The organism is Lysobacter antibioticus HS124, from assembly GCF_000336385.2.
Lineage (GTDB): Bacteria > Pseudomonadota > Gammaproteobacteria > Xanthomonadales > Xanthomonadaceae > Lysobacter > Lysobacter firmicutimachus.
Genome location: NZ_HG424611.1, coordinates 1 through 15,963 on the forward strand (window position 1 = coordinate 1; position 15,963 = coordinate 15,963).

The 15,963-nt window shown below is 70.3% G+C and carries 19 protein-coding genes; 6 read left to right on the forward strand and 13 right to left on the reverse strand.

Annotated elements, in window-relative coordinates:
- Window positions 1-143 precede the first annotated feature (143 nt).
- The 3 genes from TX83_RS21550 to TX83_RS21560 all read right to left on the reverse strand — a co-directional run bounded on the left by TX83_RS21550 (window position 144) and on the right by TX83_RS21560 (window position 3,226).
- On the reverse strand, window positions 144-842 hold the full coding sequence (locus tag TX83_RS21550) for a hypothetical protein (protein ID WP_064750034.1): 699 nt from the start codon (window positions 840-842) through the stop codon (window positions 144-146).
- 307 nt (window positions 843-1,149) lie between these two features.
- A complete protein-coding gene (locus TX83_RS21555; RefSeq protein ID WP_064750035.1) occupies window positions 1,150-2,679 on the reverse strand; it encodes a PhoPQ-activated pathogenicity-related family protein in 1,530 nt (509 codons plus the stop codon).
- 91 nt (window positions 2,680-2,770) lie between these two features.
- Window positions 2,771-3,226 (reverse strand): hypothetical protein, encoded by a 456-nt coding sequence (locus TX83_RS21560; RefSeq protein WP_064750036.1) that lies wholly within the window; start codon window positions 3,224-3,226, stop codon window positions 2,771-2,773.
- 278 nt (window positions 3,227-3,504) lie between these two features.
- Here TX83_RS21560 and TX83_RS21565 point away from each other — a divergent pair, with 278 nt between their 5' ends.
- Window positions 3,505-4,893 carry a S41 family peptidase gene (locus TX83_RS21565; RefSeq protein WP_087960776.1) on the forward strand — a complete coding sequence of 463 codons (1,389 nt, stop codon included), beginning with the start codon at window positions 3,505-3,507 and terminating at the stop codon, window positions 4,891-4,893.
- 129 nt (window positions 4,894-5,022) lie between these two features.
- Here the strand turns inward: TX83_RS21565 and TX83_RS21570 are convergent, their stop codons facing one another.
- From TX83_RS21570 to TX83_RS21585, 4 genes are all read right to left on the reverse strand, one after another.
- Entirely contained in the window at window positions 5,023-6,417 is a 1,395-nt protein-coding gene (locus TX83_RS21570) for a hypothetical protein (RefSeq protein ID WP_064750038.1), read from the reverse strand.
- 343 nt (window positions 6,418-6,760) lie between these two features.
- Complete coding sequence (locus TX83_RS21575; protein WP_064750039.1) at window positions 6,761-7,354, reverse strand: HAD family hydrolase; 594 nt, start codon at window positions 7,352-7,354, stop codon at window positions 6,761-6,763.
- Window positions 7,355-7,408: 54 nt separating this feature from the next.
- On the reverse strand, window positions 7,409-7,717 hold the full coding sequence (locus tag TX83_RS21580; RefSeq protein WP_075575308.1) for a PAAR domain-containing protein: 309 nt from the start codon (window positions 7,715-7,717) through the stop codon (window positions 7,409-7,411).
- A 159-nt stretch (window positions 7,718-7,876) separates the two neighbouring features.
- Window positions 7,877-8,482 (reverse strand): hypothetical protein, encoded by a 606-nt coding sequence (locus tag TX83_RS21585; RefSeq protein WP_064750040.1) that lies wholly within the window; start codon window positions 8,480-8,482, stop codon window positions 7,877-7,879.
- 255 nt (window positions 8,483-8,737) lie between these two features.
- On the opposite strand from TX83_RS21585, the gene TX83_RS21590 reads away from it, so the two are divergent.
- The gene (locus TX83_RS21590) at window positions 8,738-9,235 is read left to right on the forward strand and encodes a VOC family protein (RefSeq protein WP_064750041.1); all 498 of its coding nucleotides are present in this window, start codon (window positions 8,738-8,740) and stop codon (window positions 9,233-9,235) included.
- 76 nt (window positions 9,236-9,311) lie between these two features.
- On the forward strand, window positions 9,312-10,178 hold the full coding sequence (locus tag TX83_RS21595; RefSeq protein ID WP_064750042.1) for a DUF1684 domain-containing protein: 867 nt from the start codon (window positions 9,312-9,314) through the stop codon (window positions 10,176-10,178).
- Between the two features lie 36 nt (window positions 10,179-10,214).
- Here the strand turns inward: TX83_RS21595 and TX83_RS21600 are convergent, their stop codons facing one another.
- Window positions 10,215-10,424 carry a hypothetical protein gene (locus TX83_RS21600; protein WP_064750043.1) on the reverse strand — a complete coding sequence of 70 codons (210 nt, stop codon included), beginning with the start codon at window positions 10,422-10,424 and terminating at the stop codon, window positions 10,215-10,217.
- Between the two features lie 179 nt (window positions 10,425-10,603).
- Between TX83_RS21600 and TX83_RS21605 the strand changes: the two genes are divergently transcribed.
- Entirely contained in the window at window positions 10,604-11,023 is a 420-nt protein-coding gene (locus TX83_RS21605) for a GNAT family N-acetyltransferase (RefSeq protein ID WP_064750044.1), read from the forward strand.
- A 153-nt stretch (window positions 11,024-11,176) separates the two neighbouring features.
- On the opposite strand, the gene TX83_RS21610 is transcribed toward TX83_RS21605, so the two are convergent.
- Window positions 11,177-11,605: a VOC family protein gene (locus TX83_RS21610; RefSeq protein ID WP_064750045.1), complete on the reverse strand. Its 429-nt coding sequence runs from the start codon at window positions 11,603-11,605 to the stop codon at window positions 11,177-11,179.
- A 70-nt stretch (window positions 11,606-11,675) separates the two neighbouring features.
- On the opposite strand from TX83_RS21610, the gene TX83_RS21615 reads away from it, so the two are divergent.
- On the forward strand, window positions 11,676-12,314 hold the full coding sequence (locus tag TX83_RS21615) for a TetR/AcrR family transcriptional regulator (RefSeq protein ID WP_064750046.1): 639 nt from the start codon (window positions 11,676-11,678) through the stop codon (window positions 12,312-12,314).
- Between the two features lie 63 nt (window positions 12,315-12,377).
- On the opposite strand, the gene TX83_RS21620 is transcribed toward TX83_RS21615, so the two are convergent.
- From TX83_RS21620 to TX83_RS21630, 3 genes are all read right to left on the reverse strand, one after another.
- Window positions 12,378-13,256, reverse strand: a complete 879-nt coding sequence (locus tag TX83_RS21620) for a LysR family transcriptional regulator (protein WP_064750047.1) — start codon at window positions 13,254-13,256, stop codon at window positions 12,378-12,380.
- Between the two features lie 84 nt (window positions 13,257-13,340).
- Complete coding sequence (locus TX83_RS21625) at window positions 13,341-14,156, reverse strand: DUF1570 domain-containing protein (RefSeq protein WP_141233631.1); 816 nt, start codon at window positions 14,154-14,156, stop codon at window positions 13,341-13,343.
- A 173-nt stretch (window positions 14,157-14,329) separates the two neighbouring features.
- On the reverse strand, window positions 14,330-14,839 hold the full coding sequence (locus TX83_RS21630) for a DUF5063 domain-containing protein (protein ID WP_079248379.1): 510 nt from the start codon (window positions 14,837-14,839) through the stop codon (window positions 14,330-14,332).
- Window positions 14,840-15,011: 172 nt separating this feature from the next.
- Between TX83_RS21630 and TX83_RS21635 the strand changes: the two genes are divergently transcribed.
- A complete protein-coding gene (locus TX83_RS21635) occupies window positions 15,012-15,461 on the forward strand; it encodes a hypothetical protein (RefSeq protein ID WP_141233632.1) in 450 nt (149 codons plus the stop codon).
- Between the two features lie 171 nt (window positions 15,462-15,632).
- Here TX83_RS21635 and TX83_RS21640 read toward each other — a convergent pair whose 3' ends face one another.
- Window positions 15,633-15,902: a putative hemolysin gene (locus TX83_RS21640; RefSeq protein ID WP_064750051.1), complete on the reverse strand. Its 270-nt coding sequence runs from the start codon at window positions 15,900-15,902 to the stop codon at window positions 15,633-15,635.
- Between the last annotated feature and the right edge of the window lie 61 nt (window positions 15,903-15,963).

Genomic DNA, 15,963 nt, shown 5'->3' on the forward strand with positions numbered 1-15,963 from the left:
TTGGGAGTTGGGAGTTGGGAGTTGGGAGTTGGGAGTTGGGAGTTGGGAGTTGGGGAAAGCGCATCCTTCCGGCCGCTCTTTGCCGAGTGGCAGGCTTCTGGGCGCTCGGGCGGGGACTGGTGGGCGGAGGCTGCGCCGGCGGGCTACATCTCCGGGGTGCTGGCCTGGATGATGCGTTCGCTCTCCTCGCGTTCGGCGCTGCGGTCGCGGCCGGCCAGGGCGGCGTCGGCGTTGGCGCGGTGTTGAGCCCGCACCTGCGGCGGCAGTACGTCGATCTGGCGGTGGGACTGAGCCACGGCGCGCTCGCCCGGCGGCAGTTCGCAGTTGCGGCTGAGGATCTCCAACTCGTCGCCGTTGCGCGCCGCGCCGCTCTGCAGGTTGACCACCACTCCGAGGGTGTCGCCCATCGGCTCCAGGCGGGTGCAGATCGCATCGATGGTGCCGTAGCTGCGCTGCGCGTTGTGGTCGACGATGGCGAGCAGGTTCTCGTCGTCGACCCACACCGCCGAACGCACCCCGGTCACGCTCTTGGCGGCAACGCGGGCGTTTTCGCGATCGATCTTGCGCTCCGGATCGACCAGCCGCACCGCCCGGCGCAGGTCGCGGTCCAGTTCGGCCACGCTTTGCTGCAAGGCGGCCTGGTCGCCGGCCATGGCCTGGCCGCGCATCGCATTGAGGCGCTGCGCGGTTTCGACCCGGTCGATCGGCTGGCCGGCGGCGGCCGGCTTGGCCGCGGCCTCGCGCCCGGCCGGATCGGCACCGCAGGCGGACAAGGCCAGGGCCAGCAACGGCAGCAGGATGGAGGGACGGCGGTTGCGACCGCGCGCGACGCCAGCATTCATCGCATCACCTCGTGCAGCGAGTACGGCCCGTCACCGGCCGGGCCTGGACCGCCCCCGGGCGAGTTATACCGCGCACCTCGCGCCGGAGAAGCCTGGGGGCGAGCGCAAATGCGATGCAAGTCTCAATATGGCTTGCCGGCCGCAACCGCAGGGAACACACGCCCAGGCGCCGCGAGACCGGCAGTGGCCGGCCGGTTGCGCCGGTCGCCTCGCCGACCGGGACAGCGAAGCGCGGCCGGGTCTTTCAGGTACGGGAAACCCAAGAAGCCTGCGCAGCCGCCCGCGCCGCCCATTCCTGCGTTCTGCGCTACTGCGGAATCGTCAGGCACGCTCCGGTGCCGTTCGCCGGCGGCCGATCCGGATAGCGTTCCTCCGGATACACGTACACCGGCGTGGTGGCGACGAAGCCGTCGGCGAAGCGGAACTCGACGAAGGCCGCCGACCAGCCGCCGGCCGGCGGCGCCGCCAGCGGCACTTCGGCCCGGTTGCGGCGCAGCGCCAGCGCGCTGTCGCGATAGCGGATGCCGCAGGCGTAGCGGAAATCGCGTCCGGTCGGATTGTCGGCCTGCCACAGCGTCGCCGACACCGGCCGCTCGCTGGCCTGCGCGCTCAGGCGCAGGCCGTCGTCGTCGCGGCGCAGCGCGGCGCGTACCTGCGGCAGCGCGGTGCCGCGGTGGAAGCGCTGCAAGGCCGGAATCAGGGTCTCGCGCATGTGCCGGCGCACGCCGCCGTGATCGGCGTTGGGCGCCGCGCGCAAGGCGGTCGTACCGGGCAGCGCGTCCACGTACAGGCGCTGCGCGTCGGGCGGAAAGAAATCGTCGCCGCTGGCGCTGATCAGGTACTTCGGCAGGCGCAGACGGTGGCGGTGGCGCGTGGCGAGATACCGGTAGGCGTCTTCGACCTGCATCATCCGGGCGAAGGCCGGTTCGCGATAGCGCGCGGTGATGCCCTCCTGGTGGTACGGCAGCAAGGCGATCGGCCAGCCGCCGCCGTAGACGCGGTTGATGTGCTGCATCAGCTCGGCGATGCGCAAGTCGATCACGTACGACACCAGCGCCTCCGCCCGCGGGTCGGCCACTGCGGTCAGCCATGCCGCCCAGGCGCGCTTGGACGCGCCGGTGATCACGAACGAACGCACTCTCCAGGCGCGCAGTTCGCGCTCGGCCAAGTCCATCGCCCGTACCGCGCCCTCGGCCATCGGCACGTGCAGCGGCAAGGTCGCATGGGCCGCCGGCGCATCGAGAAAACGGCGCCAGGTCGCCGCGACCAGCACGTCTTCCTTGCGCGCCACGCTGTCGCCGGGCAGGGTCAGGTACTGGTTCGGCAGGTCCGACACCGACACCACGATGGTCTGGGTGGTGCGGGCGACTTCCAGCGCCAGGGCCTCGTCGAAATCGCCCGGCGGCCGCACCGGATCGCTGCCGCCGGCGGTGTTGATGCCGTTGTTGATCACCAGCAAGGCGGTCTTGGGCCGCGCGACCGCCGGCAGGTAAAGGTCGACCCGATGCGTCCACTCGCTCGGCACGGCGCCGCCGTTCTCCGGCCAGCGCTGCGAGATCAAGCGGTAGCTGCGCTTTTCGACCCCGTCCAGCGCGGTGCTGCCGAGGCTCTCGTAGCGCAGCGGCAGGCGCGACTGGCGTTGGCGGTAGTCCGGCCAGACCTCGCTGTAGTCGATGCGCTCGCTGTCCTGCGCCGGCGCCGCGGTTTGCGGCTGCGCCGAGATCGCCGCGCTCGCGCAGACGCAGGCGCCGAACAAGGCCAGCCGCGCGCCCCAGCGCCGCAACGCCCGCGCGCCTATAGCCGGTTCGTCCTGCAAACGCATGCCGTGGCCGTCCATGCCTCGCTCCTCGTGATCGACAGGGGCACAGCCTAGCCGTTCGCGGTCGCACGGCCTGTGTCGGACGACGAAGAATCCGTCCCGCGCCGGTCTAGAGCGTGCGCCACGCCGCCATCAGGCCGAACAGATGCACCAGGCCGATGCCCAGGCAAATCGCCGAACTCCAGTACCAGAACGGCGTCGCCGGCTGCGGCACCGACGCCAGCGCCATCGGCACCACCGCCAGCCCGCGCAGCAGATAGATCGCGGTGATGGTGCACAACGCCGGCTTGAGCAGGGGCCAGGCGCCGAACACGCCGGCGCCGGACAGGGCGTAGCCCGCCCACAGCGCGAGCACGCCGGCGATACCGGCGGTCAGCACGGCCGGATAGGCCCGTCCGGCTTCGGCCATGCGCGCCATGCCCTCGCCGGCGCCGAAAAAGCGATACCAGGACGGGCCGCCGACAATCACCCCGACATGGAGCAAGGCGGCAGCGGCGTTCAAACCGGCGGCGAACCACAGCCAGGGCTGCGCGCCGGCGCTGCTGGATGAGCTGATGAGCGGCATTCGACTGTCCTGTCCCGGCGGTCCGGTTCCGATGGGCGATACGGCGCGGTGAGATGCGGTGCGGTACGCCGTCCAGACTCGAAAAACGTGATCGTTTCCGCGTGTGCCGAAAGCAACGGTCGCGGTGCGGCGACCGCAGGCGGCCGGCCCGGACACGATAGCCCGCGCATCGGCGCGGTGTCCGCCTCCGCCGCTGCGACCGATCGTCGCCGGCACGCATCTACGGCTAGGCCCCCTTTCGCGTCGCCGCCGCGGCGGCGCCAGCCCCGGAGACTCCCATGCCATTGCGTTCGCGCCTCCGCGTCGCCCTGCTGCTGGCTGCCGCGTCCGCGTTGTCCGTCCTGCCCGTCGGCGCTCAGGCCTCCGCCGCCCCGCAACCGGCCGCGGAAACCGCCTCCCCGTCCGCGCTGACGCCGGCCGCGCTGCGCGAGGTCGTCGACACGGTCGCGCAGCGCATCCAGGATCATTACTACGACCTCGAACGCGGTCGCGAACTGGCCGATGCGCTGCGCGGCGAAAACCGCCGCGGCGCCTTCGACGGCTACCGCGCCCCCCGCGATCTGGCCAGCGCCCTGAGCGAGCGGCTCAAGCCGCACGACGGCCATTTCCGGGTCGTCTGGCGCGCGCCCACCACGGCGGCCGGCACCGCGACGGCCGGGGCTGGGCCGCGCCTGCGGCGGGGTCCGGATGCCGGGGCGATCGACTACGCGCGCCGGCGCAACCACGGCCTGCGCCGGGTCGAATTGCTGCCGGGCAATCTGGGCTACGTGGACCTGCGCGAATTCGCCGAGATCGATTTCGACGATCCGCTGGCGCCGGCGCGGCGCGCGCTCGACGCGGCGCTGGCCTTCGTCGCCGACTGCGATGCGCTGATCGTCGACTTGCGCGACAACGGCGGCGGCGCGCCGTCCGCGGTCGGCTATCTGGCCAGCGCCTTCGTAACACCCGGCGCGGACGTCTACAACCGCTTCCGCTGGCGCGACGGCGACACCGTGCGCAGCAGCAGCGAAGCGCCCAAGATCGCCTACCCCGCGCCGCGCACCGAGCTGCCGTTGTACGTGCTGACCAGCTCGCGCACCGCGTCGGCGGCGGAGGCCTTCACCTATACCCTGCGCAACGTCGACCGCGCCGTCGTGGTCGGCGAGACCAGCGCCGGCGCCGCCAATCCCGGCGGCGAACGCGATGCCGGCGCCGGCTTCAGCGTCTTCGTCGCCGACGGATCGCCGGTCAGCCCGATCACCGGCGGCAACTGGGAAGGCCGCGGCGTCGTTCCGGACGTGCCCGTGCCGCAGCACGAGGCCCTGCGCACGGCGCAGATACTGGCGCTGGAGGCCGTGCTGGCGCGCGGCCTGCCCGGCGCCAACGCCGACGACGCGCGCTGGGCACTGGAAGCGCTGCGCGCTGCCCAATCCAAGGCGCAGGCCGATGCGTACGATCCGTCCTACCTGGGCGACTACGGCCGCATCCGCATCGAACGCGACCGCGAGCGATTGGCGCTGCGCAACGGCAAGCGCCCGCTGCAGCCGCTGACCCGGCTGCAGGCCGACCTGTACTGCCTCGGCGACGATCCCAGCGTGCGGGTGCGCTTCGAACGCGACGGCGCCGGCCGCATCGCCGCACTGCAACTGCAACGCCCCGACGGCAGCGCGCAGCGTTACGCGCGCTGACGCCGTTGTCGCCGACGGGCCGCGGCTTCACATCCGCCGCCCGCCGCCGTTCTCACGGTCAGAGCGTCGCAGCCGGTGCCGGCGACCCCCTATCGACCGCCTCCGGCCCGGCTGTCGACGCTCGCCGCGCTAGAGCGCGCGCAGGAACGCGACCAGGTCCTGCTTCTCCTGCGGCTCCAGCCGCGTCTGCAGCACCACGTTGAAGAACTCCACCGTGTCCTCCAGGGTGAGCAACCGGCCGTCGTGCAGGTACGGCGGCGAGTCCTTGATCCCGCGCAGCGGGAAGGTCTTGATCGGGCCGTCGGCGCTGGCGAAACGGCCGTTGACGGTGTGCGGCTTGAAGAAGCGCTCGACCCGCAGGTTATGCATGCTGTTGTCGGTGTAGTACGGCGGCGCGTGGCAGGCCGAGCATTGCGCCTTGCCGAAGAACAAGGCCTCGCCGCGCTTCTCGGTCTCGCCCGCGTCCGGTTTCAGCCGCCCCAGCAAGTCGAGCTTGGGCGCCGGCGGGAAATCCAACAGCGCCTGGAACTCGCCCATCGCGTGCACCTGATGGCCGCGATCGAGGATGTTGATGCCCTTCTTGGTCGCGATCACCGGATCGCCGTCGAAATAGGCGGCGCGCTGTTCGAACTCGGTGAAGTCTTCGACCGACTTGAGCGCGCGCTGCGAACCGAACAGGCGCTGGATGTTGACTCCGCGCAGGGTCGGCGTATCGATGCGATGGCGCAGCGGCTGCGGCCGGATATCGCCGACCAGGTGGGTGGCGGCGACCGTATGGCCGTTGCTGTGGCAGTCCAGGCAAGCCACGCCGCGGCTGGGCAAGGCCGAGCGACGGTCTTCGGTCTGGTTGAACTGCTGCTGGGCGAACGGCGTCACCAGCAGGCGCAGGCCTTCCAGCTGCTTGGGGTTCAACACGCCGTTGAACAGTTCGTAGTAGTTGTTGATCGTGACCAGTTGCCCCTGGGACGCGTCGCCCAGGTCCGGCCGCGTGGTCAGATAGATCGGCGCCGGAAAATCCGGCAGGAAGTGGTCGGGCAGATCGAAGTCCAGATCGAAGCGGGTCAAGTCGCGTTGCTCGGCGCGCTTGACCGCATCGATGTGGAACTGCGGAAACAACATGCCGCCTTCGAGGTGATTCGGATGCGGCAACGGCAGGAAACCGGCCGGGAACGCGCCGCGCTCGCGGATCTGTTCCGGCGTCATCGCTCCGAGTTCTTCCCAACTGACGCCGGCCGGCAGGCGCACCCGCACCCCGCCCTGCACCGGTTTGCCGCCGGACATGGTCAGCCCGCGCACCGGTTGATTGCGCAGGTCGTAGCGCTGTTCGAGCAGACTGCGCTGGCGTTGCCCGATCGCGGGCTTGTCGCGCTCCATGCGCGCCTTGATCGCAGCGAAGGTCTCCTTGATGACGACCGGGGCGTAACTGCTCGGCGGATCGGCCGCCAAGGCGATGCCGGACGCGCCGATCGCGACCGCGCACGACCACCACCACCTACGTAACCGCGAGGACTCGCGCTGCCTCATGTCGTTCTCCCTTACTGGCGTGCTGGGCGGAAGACGCTGTCGCGGGGGCGCAGGCGTCCCGGTCGACCCTAGTGCGCGGCCGGCCGGGGCTGAAATCGTTTGATTCGATGGCTGCCATAGCCGCCGGCTATGCGCTCGGTCACCTCGGTGAACCGGCGTGCCTGCGGTCAAGCCGCGAATGCGCAGCCGATCATGCATCGCCGCCGAACGCACCCGGCAAGGGCGAAAACGCATGCGGATCCGAGCCTCCCGCGGACCTCGACGCGCGCCGACGCATCGGCGGCGGATGTCGCGAACCGCGACCGCGGTCAAGCGCGATCCCGCGCCGCGTCGTCGGCGCGGCTCAGGCGACTTCCTGCCAGCGGTAGTACTTGCGCTGGGCCAGCGTCAGCAGCGCCAGATCCTCGACCGTGTCGCCGTAGGCATACACCGTGCCGTAGGCGCTCAGGTCGATGCGCTCGCGCACCCGTCGCGGCTTCTCCTCGCCGCAGCAGTCCGCGCCCAGGTAGCGCCCGGTCAGCACGCCGCGTTCGGCCTCCAGATGCGAGCTGATCAGTTCCAGGCCCTGGTCCTCGCACCAGGGCGCGACGAACAGGTCCAGCGATGCCGTCACCACCACCACGCGGTCGCCGCGCTCGCGGTGCCAGGCGATGCGCTGCAGCGCCTCCGGCCGCAACCGCTGCGCCACCACCTCGCGCACGTAGCGCGCGCCGGCCTCGCGCACCGCCTGCTCGCTGCGGCCGCGATAGCCGAAGGCGACGATGCGCCGGCGCACCGTCGCGCCGGACATCAGGCCGAGCTTGTAGCCGATGCCGTACGGCGCCATCAGCACCTGGCCCAGGGCCAGGCGGCGGCGGCCGACGGTGGCGCGGACGAAGCCGGGGAAGGTTTCGTCGTAAGTGATCGTGCCGTCGAAATCGAATAGAGCCAGGTCCATGCCCGACCGCGTCGCCTGCCGGTTGCGATGGCGCGCAGTCTAGCCGGGCCGGGCTCAATCCGGGACGCCGGTCTCATGCTCGACCGCGAAGCCGCGGCCGTGCTCGATGATCGAGCGGATCTGCCGCTGCGAGATCAGGATGCAGCCGCAGGCGCAGAAGTCGCCGTGGCGGGCCACCGCACGGCCGTCGATGCGCAGTTGCGCATCGCCGGTGGCGACGGTGGTCGCGCCGTGCACGCCGCACTGCACTGCGTCGCCGACCCGGGCCCAACTGGGCCCGCCCGGGGATTGCGCCGGCGCGCCGGCGACGACGCTGCCGCCGCCGCTGGTGGTGTCGCCGACCTGGATTCGATGCCGCACCATCGCCTATCTCCGCATTGCGTCGTAGCGCCTTGCTCGGCAAGACGAGTCCGCGCGGGCGTCGTGACCGCAAACGGCGGGCCCGGGGACGGCGTTCATGGTGAGTGCCGTCGCGGTTCGCATTCAAGAGCAACCGAAAGTTGCGGCATCGGAGCATTCCCCTCACGTCCGCGCCAGCGCGATCGCCGAACCGGTGAACGGCAGGATCAGGTCGTAATGCGGCGGCGCGGGCGTGATCGGTACCGGCACCGGCACGTTGGCGGCGGTGCCGAACTGGGTCACGCCGCGGCCGAGAATCTCGGCCAGGTCGTAGCTGTGTCCGCCGAAACGGAACGGCCGGCTTTCGATCAGGCGTGCGCTGAACACGTTGTCGGCGAACACCGCGCCCGGCGCACCGCCGAGGCTGGCCTCGACCGTGGTGCCGACCACCAGCCCGGTGCGGCGGAACACGGCGATGCGTTCGCCGCGCGCGAACGAAGCCGGATCGTCGAAGTCGCCGGCGGGCTCGCGCTGCAGATAGACCGAAAACTCGCCGACCCGGTCCAGGCCCAGTTGCAAGGCGCCATTGACCGCGCTGCCGGACCGGAACGGTTGCGCGGCGAACGTGAAGTAGGCGTTGCCCTCGGCCACCTTGCCGGCGAACAACGGCGCGTCGATCCCGGACAGATGCAGAAAATAGCCGTAATCGGCCAACAAACCGTCGGCACGGCGATAGAAGCGGCCGGTGACGTACCAGGCCAGTTCGGCGGGAGACAACGGCAGGGGCATGACGGACTCTTCGGCAGGCGGGATTCCCCCTGAGCTAACGCCCCCGGGTCGAAAGCGGAGGACAGGCGACCGTGGGCCAATGTCGCGAAACGTGCGCGGGCGCCCACTCTGAGAGGGCCTCCGCCGGTCGGACGGCGTCCGCGCGCGTCGATCCCGCGCCGTCCCGTTCGTCGAATACACGACAATCGGACAGCCCGCCTCCGCGCCGATGCGCTAGCGTGACCCGGTTGCCTCCCCCTCGCACGGAGCATCGCCATGACCGACCGCTTCCAACGCATCACCCCGTTTCTCTGGTTCGACCGGCAGGCCGAAGAGGCGGTGCACTACTACCTCGACACCTTCGAGCGTTCGCGCATCGTGGGCGAGACCCGCTACGACCGCGCCAGCGCGCAAGTGTCCGGACAAGCGGAGGGCGCGATCATGACCATCGCCTTCGAGCTCGACGGCCAGGCGTTCACCGCGCTCAACGGCGGCCCGCACTTCAAGTTCAACGAAGCCGTCTCGCTGGTGGTCAACTGCCGCTCGCAGGACGAGGTCGACCGCTACTGGGAGCGGCTGAGCGCCGGCGGCGACCCGCGCGCGCAGCAATGCGGCTGGCTCAAGGACCGTTACGGCCTGTCCTGGCAAGTGGTGCCGGAAGAGTTGATCCGGCTGATCGGCGATCCCGATCCCGGCCGCGCCCAGCGCGCCACCCAGGCGATGCTGAAAATGAAGAAGATCGACTTGGCCGAACTGCGCCGCGCGGCGGCCTGAGCCGGCATGCGCCTGCGACGCGGCCGCTACATCGGGCGGCCGCGCCGCAGCGAGCGCCTCCAACGAGGACCGAACCATGCGTTTGTGGCTGCCCCCCGTGCTCGCCCTGCTGCTCGGCGCCAGCGCCTCCGCCGACCCGCGCCAGGAGTACGACGCTTTCCGCGAGGCGATGAACCGGCATGCCGGCGGCCCGACCGGCATGTACGCGATCCAGGATGCGACCGTGATCGCGCCCGGCAAGAGCGCGCGCCTGGTCGCCGCCGCCCGGCCCGCCGACGCGCGCTGGGGCGCCGATGCGGGCAAGCCGGAGGCCACGACGCGGCTGGAATATCGCGACGGCCGGGCCTGGCTGCACGCGCCGGGGCGCGAGCCGGTCGATCTGTTGCGCGCGCCCGAGCAGCAACAGGCGCTGGGCAACGGCCTGATCGTGCGCGCCACCGTCTACGAGGATTCGATCAAGGCTTGGCTGTACAACCCGGCCCTGTCGCAACAGCGCTTTCGCGAACTCAGCTTTTTCCCCTACGACGCCAGCGGCGTGGTCGAGGGCAAGTTCCAGCGCAAGCCGGTGCCGGTCGGCGTCAGCCACCTCGATTCGCGCAACCACACCGGGCTGATGTACTGGGTCGGCGACGTCGACCTGCCGCTGCGCGGCAAGACTTACCGCCTGCGCGCCTACCACAAGGAAAAGGACTGGGCCAAGATCGATGCCGTGCTGCTGTTCCTGACCGACCGGACCTCGGCCAAGACCAGCTACGGCGGCGGCCGCGTGCTGGAAGCCCGCTTCGCCAAGGGCCAGCCGCCGGCGGCGATGCGGTTCAATCTGAACACCCTGTATGCCTTCCTGTGCGCGCATTCGGACTATTACAACTGCCCGATCAAGCTGACCACGCGCCTGGATACCGCACTGGAGTACGGCGAGAAGTACCCGCCGGTGTTGAAATAGGCGCGCCGGCGCAGCGCGGCCGGCGCGCCGGGCCGCTCAGGCGCGGTTGTCGTACTGGTCGGTGCGGCCGTCGGTGCGGCCGCTGATCCGGGTGACCGTGGGCGTGTAGGCGGCCCGGGTCTTGAATTCCTTGTGGCAGTCCGGGCAGTAGTACTCCTCCAGCGAATCGTGCCCTTCCTGGTGGGGCACATCGACCCGGAACTTGGCTCCGCAGTAATCGCAGGTTTGTTCGAACGTATCGCTCATCGCGGTGTCCTCGCATAGGCGCCGCGGCACGGAAATCGCGCCGCCGCACCCGTCACAACGGCAGCGGGCGCGACGCGTGAAGCCGGGGCATGGCCTGGCACCCGCGAACCCGCGCGAACTGGCCCCCTCGGCGTGCCGGCGCCGGCCTAGGCTGAGCCCATCGCCAACGGAGCACGACCATGCAATGGAGCCACGACACCGACGGCCTCGACTGGGAGGCATTGTCCGAGCTGTATCGGATCGCGCCGCTGGGGACCAAATCCCCCGAACACCTGCGCGCGGTCTACGGCGCCAGCCGGCACGCGGCGCTGCTGTACGACCAGGGCCGCCTGATCGCCGCCGGCCGCGCCCTCGCCGACGGCCGCGACTGCGCCTACCTGGCCGACATCGTGGTCCACCCGGACTACCAGGGCCGCGGCCTGGGCCAGCAAGTGGTCGAACGCCTGGTCGCGAGCGCCCAGGGCCACCGCAAGATCCTGCTCTACGCCCAGCCCGGCAAGGAAGGTTTCTACCGCAAGCTCGGCTTCCGCCCCATGCGCACCGCGATGGCGATCTTCGCCGACCCGGACGCGGCGCAGAGCTCGGGCTTGATCGAATGATCGCGCGAAGGGCGTTCTGTCCGCCCTCCGTAGCAGCCGCGCATGCCTCGACGAACTGGCAAGCAGCGCAAACGCTCTCGCCGACGCCCGCGCCCGAACGTCGCCGCTCCGGCGGCTGCGGCCCACGCCGATCCTGCGGCCTGCCGGCGTCCGTCACGCCACCGGCAGCGCGCTCGCCTCGTACTGCTCGACGAATTCGCCGCTGGGCGGAATCGGCTTGATGATGTCGATCAGCACGCCGTTGGGGTCGGCGGTGATGAAGTGGCGCTGGCCGAAGGCCTCGTCGCGCAGGCTCAACAGCACCGGCAGGCCGGCTGCGCTCAGGCGTTCGTGCGCCGCATCGACGTCTTCGACCTCGAAGTTCAACAACAGGCCGCCGACCCGGCCGCGACCGGATTCGGGAATGGTGTGGTGGCGGCCGTCGAGCACGGCCAGGTTGATCGACGGGTCCTGCGCCGACTGCAGATGCACGTACCAGTCGGCGGTGAACAGCGCGACGAAGCCGAAGTGGTCGCGGTAGAAGGCGGCGGTGCCGGCGACGTCGTGGGTCATGATCACGGGGTAGTAGCTGGTCACTTTCATGCCGGTGCGTCCTCTGGTTTTTTGACATACAGTCTGTATGCAAATCCAAATTAACATACAGGCTGTATGTATGCCAACACCCCCTGCCCGTGCTCCGCGCAGCAATCGCGAGCGCACCGACGCCACCCGCCAGGCGCTGATGGACGCCGCACGCGCGCTGTTCGTCGAGCGCGGCTACGGCGACACCTCGACCCCGGACGTCTCCGCCGCCGCGGGCACCACCCGCGGCGCGCTCTATCACCACTTCGCGGACAAGCGCGATCTGTTCCGTCACGTGCTGCTGCGCGAAGCCGAAGCCGTGGCCGGCGAAATAGAGGCGGCAAGCCCGGCCGCGTTGCCGCCGGACCAGGCCCTGATCGCCGGGGCCGAAGCCTATCTGCGTGCGATGACCGCGCCTGGCCGCACCCGGCTGCTGTTGATCGAAGGCCCGGCCGCGCTCGGCCACGCCGAAATCGATGCGATCGACCGTCGCCACGCCGCCGACAGCTTGCGCCAGGGACTGAGCGCAGCGATGGACCCGGCGCAGGCGCCGATCGACGCCCTCGCCGCCCTGCTCTCCGCCGCATTCGACCGCGCCGCGCTCGAGATCGACGCCGGCGCCGATCCGGCCCGGGTGCGGGCGGCGATGCTTTGGCTGATCAGGCGGACCTTGCCTCCCGAAGCTTCGAATACGACGCCGAAACCGTCCAAACGCGGCACGAAGCGCTGAATTGACGGCAGGCACGCAGGAAGATGCGTGCGGCCGCGGGCTTCCGCGGCCGGCGGCGCCGCGCTACGGCGCCGCTGCGCACTCGCTATGCAGCCACTCGGCGAACGCGCGCGCGCCGGCGCCGGCCGGTTTCAAGGCGAGCCGGGTGAGCCAATAGCCGCCGGCATCGAGTTCGACCGCGAACGGCTGCAACAACCGGCCCTCGGCCCGTTCGGCGGCGAACATCGCCAACGGCGCCAGGGCGATGCCGTGGCCCTGCAGGGCGCATTGCACCATGGTCAGCGAGGAATCGAAGATCGGGCCGTTGACCGGTCCCGGCAGCACGGTCTGCGCGGCTTCGAACCACAAGCGCCAGTCGTCGACGAAGTACGAGCGCAGCAGAGGGAAGCGCGCCAGGTCGGCCGGCGTGCGCAACTGCGCGGCGATCGCCGGCGTGCACAGCGGGGTCAGCGGCGCCCCCATCAGGAACCGGCTCTCCATGCCGGGCCAGGTGCCGCGGCCGTAGCGGATCGCGTAGTCCAGGCCTTCGCCGGCCGGGTCGACGCGGTTGTTGTGAGTGCTCAGGCGCACGTCCACGCCGGGATGCCGGCGCGCGAACTCCGCCAGCCGCGGCAACAGCCAACCGCAGGCGAAGGTGCCGACCGCGCCGACATGCACCACTTCGCCCGCGCTGCCGCTGCCGACCCGGTCCAGCGCGCCCTCGATGCGGTCGAAGGCTTCCTGGATCGCCGGCAGCAATCCCAACGCCTCGTCGGTCAGCGCCAGGCCGCGCGGCAGGCGCCGGAACAGATCGACCCCGAGTTGGGCCTCCAACTGCCGCACCTGCTGACTGACCGCGGCCTGGGTGACGTTGAGCTCTTCGGCGGCGCGGGTCAGGCTGAGCGCGCGCGCGGCGGCTTCGAACGCCTTGAGCGAGCCGAGGTTGATGCGGGTGTGGGCCATGCGCCGGTCCGTACGAAGGCAGTCCCGCATCCTAGCCGCTGCGCGCGCGGCGGTCGCGTACGCGATGGGCCGGCTCGGCGCCGTTCAGCCGCCCGCGGCCGGCGACGCCAGCAAGGCCGGGTTTTCGACGATCGCCTGTTCGGCCTGCAACCATTGCAGATAGCTGTACCACTCGCGCTCGATCCTCTCCACCGGCCCGATGCGGCGCTCGAACTCGGCCAGGTCGTCGCCGCCGGCGGCGATCAGACGCCGATAGGCATCGGCGTAGCGCCCGTCCTGGCCGTGGAACAGGAAATGAGTGAGGCTCCAGTACTCGATGTAGTACAGGTTCAGATGCACGCGGACGTCCGGCCCGGTGTCGGTCATCAGCCGGCGCAGCCCGATCACCCGCTGCTCGGCGATATCGCGTTGCAGATTGCCGCTGAACGGCGTGTCGGTCAGCCACCAGATCGGATACGCGTTCGGGTCGATCGTACCCGGCGCCAGTTGCCCGCCCTCGATCCGGCTGGCGCCGAAGTAGCTGGCCACGCCTTCGTTGATCCACTTCGGCAAGCGGGTCCAACCGGCGACTTCGCCATTGAGCTGATGGGTGGCCTCGTGCAACATCCAGTGATAGGTGTTCTCCCGCCCGCCGGCGTAGTAGGCGTAGCAATACGGCGGACGGTAATAGGCCTCGGCCCAGGAATGGCTGCGGTTGTGAGCGACGAATTCCGGCCGGTCGCGGTACAACACCAGGTTCAGCGGTGCGCCCGGCTGGTCCGCGTCGAGGTGGCCGGCGAAGTGGCTGCGATAGGCGCGGTGCAGTTGCTCGACCGCGACGCCGACCCGCGACGCCTGCTCCGGCGTCGCGGTGGTGGCGATCAGGTAGTGCTCGGTGCGGTGGCGGCGCGCGGCCGCCATCCAGGTCGCATTGGCGTCGCTGGCCGGGCGTGCGGCGGGCGTTGGGGCCGGCTGCGGCGAACGATCGCAGCCCTGCCCGAGCAACAACGCCGCCAGCCACAACCCGGATCATCGGCGGCCGACAACTGCCGTCAAGCCGAACATCGCCCTGCCCGCCCGTCGATCCCGATCGCTCATTCGCAGCACCGGTCCGCGACCCAGGTATGCAGTGCATACAACGCGGCGTTGGCATGGCGCCCCCAATGCCCCCAGTAAAAACTGCGCCAGAAGTAGGCCGCAGCTCCGGGCTGTCCGCGATCGAACAGATTCAGGCCTGAATGCAGGTCTCGCCAAATATCGGCCAGGTCGTCCTGCAAATCGCCGACCTCTCCGGCCCACTCCAGCGCAGCGGGACTCGCAGGCAGTTCGTAGAGTTGGAACGGTAAAGCGGCGAAGCGCCTGAGCACGGCCTCCCATTCGCTACGCTCCGAATCTTCGGGGTTGTCCTGCCATTCCGCGTGCGGCAAGGCCAGAGCCCGAAAATTCAGCTCCGACAGCAGCGCCAAGGCGGTATCCACCTCATCGCTCGCGTCGGCCATCCGCTCGCGAGCCCAGTTGCAGTAACGTCGGGCGCAATCGGCGAATGCGGCGACCGCGTCGTTCGGGCCGTCGTTCCCGAGCAGCGCCATCTCTGGATTACTCATCGTCCCTTTCGCCCCTCATCCCCTACTGCTTGGGGCAAGATAGCCCGCACGCTCCGCCAAGCCAATATGCGAATTCGCCGCGGTGCGCCCTGGCTATACTCCTTGCGACGCTGCGGCAGCGTCGCGGCCCCGGTCGCGACCGCTGCCGCAGCAGAAGCGAGGGGGAAACACGATGTGCCGCCATGCATGGAAGTACTGCGCGATCGCGCTGGCGTTGACGACAACCGCCGCTACGGTCCCGGTACCCGCCCACACCACCGTCGCGCCCAGTGCGAAGGTCCCCACACGCCCGCTGCCCGCGCCTGTGCGCGAGCTGGCCGAACAGGTCGCCGGGCAGTTGCTGCAGGTGCAGGAGCAAGCGGCCGAACTGGACTGCGCGCGCGCCGTCGTGAACGCGCGCTACGGTCTGGACACCATGCTCGAAGTCGGCGAGAAGAACGTGCGCGACGGCTATCTGCCGCAGACCCGGTTCGACGCCACCGCGGCCAAGCTCAGGGCCTTCCGCGACGGCGTGTCGGCGCAGGATTGCCAGGCGGCCACGGGTGCGCGCCAAGCCTTCTATCGCTGCATGTCCAGCGACCACAACCACGTCATGGCCTGCGCCAAGCAGCACGAATCCTGATCCGGGCGCTGCGCCCGGCGCCTTATCGAAACGGGCCGCATCCAAACGGGCGTCCGTGAAGCCTCATCGAAACGGGACTCATCGAAGCGTGCACCGGCGCCGTCGGAGCCGGCGCGGGCGAGCGCCGAACGGGCGGGCCTCGCCCGGCGCGCCGCCGGATGGATTGTCGGCTTATTCCGCCGGCAGTTCGCACTTCTTGTCGCGGAACAGCGCCCACTCTTCGCACACCCGGCCGTCCGGCAGCGTGCACACACCGTACTGGCCGCCGTCCTTGCCGGTGCGGATCTCCAGCTTGCCGCCCTGCTCGGTGCAATGGACCGAGGCGGGGTTGGCCATGCCGATCTTGGCCTGGCCGGCGGCGGGCTTGGCTTCGTGGGTGGCGCAGGCGGCGGCGCCCAGGCACAGCAGGGACAGAGCGAACAGGCGGAAGGAGGCGGTCATGGCGGCGGGTCCGGTGGCGAAAACGGCGCACACTATAAGCGCTGGCGCGTGAGCGCCGAAT